The sequence below is a fragment of the Actinoplanes sp. NPDC051633 genome (assembly GCF_040681735.1).
Classification (GTDB): Bacteria; Actinomycetota; Actinomycetes; order Mycobacteriales; family Micromonosporaceae; genus Actinoplanes.
On the sequence record NZ_JBFAZH010000630.1, the window covers coordinates 1 to 4,676 of the forward strand.

General features: G+C 72.6%; 5 protein-coding genes. 1 reads left to right on the top strand and 4 read right to left on the bottom strand.

Translation table 11 applies throughout. The features are described from left to right. The 4 genes from AB0M20_RS28295 to AB0M20_RS28310 all read right to left on the bottom strand — a co-directional run. Nucleotides 1–314 (bottom strand): maltose acetyltransferase domain-containing protein (locus AB0M20_RS28295; protein ID WP_364303292.1); only part of this gene is annotated, 314 nt, incomplete at its 3' end. 67 nt (nucleotides 315–381) lie between these two features. Beyond that, a complete protein-coding gene (locus AB0M20_RS28300) occupies nucleotides 382–1,185 on the bottom strand; it encodes a sugar phosphate isomerase/epimerase family protein (RefSeq protein ID WP_364303294.1) in 804 nt (267 codons plus the stop codon). Next, nucleotides 1,182–2,294 (bottom strand): dihydrodipicolinate synthase family protein, encoded by a 1,113-nt coding sequence (locus AB0M20_RS28305; RefSeq protein WP_364303298.1) that lies wholly within the window; start codon nucleotides 2,292–2,294, stop codon nucleotides 1,182–1,184. Before AB0M20_RS28305 ends, AB0M20_RS28300 begins: the two co-directional genes overlap by 4 nt. A 35-nt stretch (nucleotides 2,295–2,329) precedes the next feature. After that, complete coding sequence (locus AB0M20_RS28310; RefSeq protein WP_364303301.1) at nucleotides 2,330–3,427, bottom strand: Gfo/Idh/MocA family oxidoreductase; 1,098 nt, start codon at nucleotides 3,425–3,427, stop codon at nucleotides 2,330–2,332. 134 nt (nucleotides 3,428–3,561) lie between these two features. On the opposite strand from AB0M20_RS28310, the gene AB0M20_RS28315 reads away from it, so the two are divergent. Continuing rightward, nucleotides 3,562–4,578: a LacI family DNA-binding transcriptional regulator gene (locus AB0M20_RS28315; RefSeq protein WP_364303296.1), complete on the top strand. Its 1,017-nt coding sequence runs from the start codon at nucleotides 3,562–3,564 to the stop codon at nucleotides 4,576–4,578. The last annotated feature ends 98 nt before the right edge of the window (nucleotides 4,579–4,676 follow it).

The window sequence follows — 4,676 nt, forward strand, 5'->3', positions numbered from 1 at the left end:
AGCAGGACGCGGTTCCCGATGGTGATGCCGCCGCCGTCGAGCATGACGCAGTCGAAGTTGGCGTAGAAGTCGTCGCCGACCTCGATGTTGAACCCGAACTCGCAGCGGAACGCCGGCTCGAAGTGCACCCGGGCCCCGACCCGGCCGAGCAGCGCGGCCAGCAGCGCCTCCCGTTCGGCAGCAGGGCGGCCGAAGCTCGCGTTGTACGCGTCCGTGCGGTGCACCGCGCCTTCCCGTGCCGTGACCAGCTCATCGGTCAGGTCGTCGTACCAGTCACCGGCCAGCATGCGGCGACGTTGCTCGGCCAAGCTCATCCGTGGGTGCCTCGCTTCACGGAACGGTCAGTGGCAGGCGGACCGGTGGCGCGGTTGGCCTCATCCCTTACAGGACGTGGTCGCGGACGCCGGCCATCGCGTCCGCCAGGATCTCCTCGCCGGGGCGGGCCCACAGCTTCTCGTCGAAGACCTCTACTTCGATCGGGCCTTCGTAGCCGGCCGCGTCGACCGCCTCCCGGAAGCGCCGCAGCTCGACGCAGCCCGTCCCGGGGAGGCCCCGCCCGAGCAGCACCCCCGCCGGCAGGGGCGTGACCCAGTCCGCGACCTGGAAGCACGCGATCCGCCCCGCACGGCCGGCCCGCTCGATCTGCGCCCACACCGTGTCGTCCCACCACAGGTGATAGGTGTCCAGCGCGACCCCCACCGCCTCGGCCGGGTGCGGCGCCGCCAGATCGAGCGCCTGGGACAGCGTCGAGACGACGCAGCGGTCCGACGCGTACATCGGGTGCAGGGCCTCGATCGCCAGCTTGACCCCCGCCTGCCGCGCGTGCGGCACCAGCTCGCCGATCGCCTCGCCGACGTGGGCCCGCGCGCCGTCGATGTCGCGGCTGCCCGCCGGCAACCCGCCCGAGACCAGCAGCAGCACCGGCGCTCCGACGGCCGCGGCCTCGTCGATGGCCCGCCGGTTCTCGTCGAACCAGCCGTCCTCCTGGAAGAAGCCGCTGCGGCACAGCGACGTCACGGTCAGGCCGTGCTCGCGCATCAGGGCGGCGGATCTCGCCACGCCGAACGCCTGGATGTCCTCGCGCCACAGCCCGACCTGGGTCACGCCCGCCGCCACGCATCCGGCGGCGAGATCGGGCAGCGGCCAGTACTTGGTGGTGGCCTGGTTGAGCGCGAACCGCGTCATTGCGCGACCCCCGCCGTCTCGAAGAACGCCCGGGCGCGATGGGCGGCCAGCTCGGCGTCGGGCAGGAGCCCGGCCGCGTCGGCCAGCCGGAGCAGCTCGGCCAGATGCGCCGGCGACCGTCCACTCTGTGCGCCCGCCACCATCGTGAAGTGACTCTGCCGCCCGGTCAGCCAGGACAGGAACACGATGCCGGTCTTGTAGAACCAGGTGGGTGCGCGGAACAGGTGCCGCGACAGGGTCACGGTCGGATCGAAGGCTTCGGCGTACGCGGACAGGTCGCCGGCGTCAAGCGCTCTCAGCGCCGCCGCGGCCGGTGGTGCGATCGCCGCGAAGATCCCGAGAAGCGCGTCGGAGTGGCCCTGCTCGTCGCCTCGGATCAGGTCGGGATAGTTGAAGTCGTCGCCGGTGTACATGCGCACGCCCGCGGGCAGCCGGCGACGCAGCGCGACCTCGAAGTCCTGATCGAGCAGCGAAAGCTTGATGCCGTCCACCTTGTCCGGGCGGCCGGCGATCAGCTCGACCACGGTGTCGGCGGCGCGCGCCGGGTCGGCGGAACCCCAGTATCCGGTCAGCGCCGGGTCGAACGCCGGGCCCAGCCAGTGCAGGATCACCGGCTCGGCGGCGTCCGCGAGGAGGTGGCCGTAGACGTCGAGGTAGTCGGCCGCCGCGCCGGTCGCGGCGGCCAGGTGTCGGCTGCACATGAGCACCGGCCGGGCGCCCGCCTCCTGCACGTCGGCGAGCTGCTCGGCGTAGGCCTTGCGGATCTCGTCGAGGGTCGCCGCGCCCGGCGGGAGCTGGTCGGTGGCCACGCCGGCGACGATCGAGCCGCCGGCCGCCCGGGCCTCCGCCGCCGAGCGCCGGATCAGCTCGCGGGCCTGCGGGTAGTCGAGGCCCATGCCGCGCTGGGCGGTGTCCATCGCCTCGGCCACGCCGAAGCCGTACGACCACAGGTGGCGGCGGAACGCGAGGGTGGCCTCCCAGTCGAGCACGGGCGGGGCGCCGGGGACGTTCTCGGCTCGCGGGTCGGCGACGACGTGCGCGGCCGCGTACCCGATGCGGCTGGTGAATCTCGCACTCGGCGCGGCGAACTCCGCGCCGCGCGCGGACAGCGTGAAGGATCCGTCCGGCAGGTTGACCGACGCGCTCACAGCGAGGGCACCTCGATGCGGCGGCCCTCGCGGGCGGACTGCAGGCCCAGCTCGGCGAGCTGCACGCCGCGCGCGCCGGCCCACAGGTCCCAGGTGTACGGCGCGTCCTCGGCGACGTGGCGCAGGAACATCTCCCACTGCGCCTTGAAGCCGTTGTCGAACTCCTCGTTGTCGGGCACCTCCTGCCACTGGTCGCGGAACGACTCGGTGACCGGCAGGTCGGGGTTCCACACCGGCTTGGGCGTGGTCGCGCGGTGCTGGATGCGGCAGCCGCGCAGGCCCGCGACGGCACTGCCCTCGGTGCCGTCGACCTGGAACTCGACCAGCTCGTCGCGGTGCACGCGAACCGCCCAGGACGAGTTGATCTGGGCCACTATGCCGCCCTCCAGCTCGAAGATCCCGTAGGCGGCGTCGTCGGCGGTGGCCTCGTACGCCGAACCGCTCTCGTCCCAGCGCTCCCCGATGTGCGTCGTGATGTGCGCGGTGACCGCGCGCACCGGCGCGATGATCTGCTCGAGCACGTAGTGCCAGTGCGGGAACATGTCGACGGTGATGCCGCCGCCGTCGGCCGACCGGTAGTTCCAGCTCGGACGCTGCGCGGCCTGCCAGTCGCCCTCGAACACCCAGTAGCCGAACTCGCCGCGCACACTGAGGATGCGGCCGAAGAACCCGCCCTCGACCAGCCGGCGCAGCTTGCGCAGTCCGGGCAGGAACAGCTTGTCCTGCACCACGCCGTGCTTGACGCCGGCCGCGTCGGCGGCGCGGGCCAGCTCGATCGCGCCGCTGAGCGTGGTCGACGTCGGCTTCTCGGTGTAGATGTGCTTGCCGGCCGCGATCGCGAGGCCGATCGCCTTCTCCCGCTCGCTGGTGACCTGCGCGTCGAAGTAGATCGAGACGTCGTCGCGGGCGAGCGCGGCGTCCAGGTCGGTGGTGACCTCGGTGAGGCCGTGCCGGTCGGCGATGTCGCGGAGCTTCGCCTCGTTGCGGCCGGCCAGCACCAGCTCCGGCCACAGCGTCGTGCCGTCGGCGAGCGGGACGCCGCCCTGCTCGCGGATCGCCAGCAGCGAGCGGACCAGATGCTGGCGGTAGCCCATCCGCCCGGTCACGCCGTTCAGGACGATGCCGATCGGTACGCGCACGGCGAACCTCCCCAGGTAAGCGCTTTCCTGGCAGCTTATCGACGCCCACCTACATCGGGCAAGCGATCACTTCGAGTACGCTGCGGAACGTGGCGACTCTCGCGGATGTCGCGCGGCGGGCCGGCGTCTCGACCGCGACCGTGTCCCGCATCATCAACAACAGCCCCAAGCCGGTGGCCGACGCCCTCCGCGAGCGGGTCCTGGCGGCCGTGGCCGAGCTGCAGTTCGTGCCGAACGCGAACGCCCAGCAGCTGGCCCGCGCGCACCGGACGGCGGTCGGCGTCATCGTGCACGACGTGTCCGACCCGTACTTCGCGGAGATCACGCGAGGGCTGCAGCGGGTCGCCACGACGCACGACCGGCTGGTGATCATCTGCAACAGCTACCGCGACCCGGAGCGCGAGCTGGCCTACGTCGACCTGCTGCACGCACACCGGACAGCGGCGATCGTGCTGGCCGGCTCCGGCTACCACGACCCGCCGACCACCGCCCGGCTGGACGCGAAGCTGCGGCTCTACGAGGACACCGGCGGCCGGGTCGCCGTGATCGGCCGGCACGAGCACGCCGGCGATGCCATCGTCCCCGAGAACGAGCACGGCGGCTGGCTCGCGGGCGACGCGCTCTACCGCCTCGGGCACACCGCGATCGGGGTCATCGCCGGCCCGCAGCACCTGACCACCACGACCGACCGGCTGACCGGGCTGCGCCGGGCCGCGCGGGAGCACGGGCGCCGGTTGACGTCGCGGCACATCGAATACGCGGGCTTCGACCGCAACGGCGGCCGGGCGGCCGCGGCCGAGCTGCTCGACCGCAACCCGGGGCTGACCGCCTTCGCCGCCCTGAACGACTCGATGGCCGTGGGGGCACTCGCCTGCCTGCGGGAACGCGGCATCGACGTGCCCGGCCAGGTGAGCGTGATCGGCTTCGACGACATGCCGATCTCGGTCGACGTGACGCCGGCGTTGAGCACGGTCCGCCTGCCGCTGGAGGAGATCGGCGTCCGCGCGATGTCCCTGGCCCTGCGCTCCCCGTCCGACGGCCACCCGAAGGTCGAACACGCCGCCGCGACCCTGGTCCTGCGGGAAAGCACGGCCCCGAAACCCTGAGTGGTAGCCCACCCACCTGTCCGACGCCCCGACAGGTGGGTGAGCTACCACTGTTCGCGTGCCCTGCCGACCCGCACCCCGAAGTGGTAGCCCAGCCA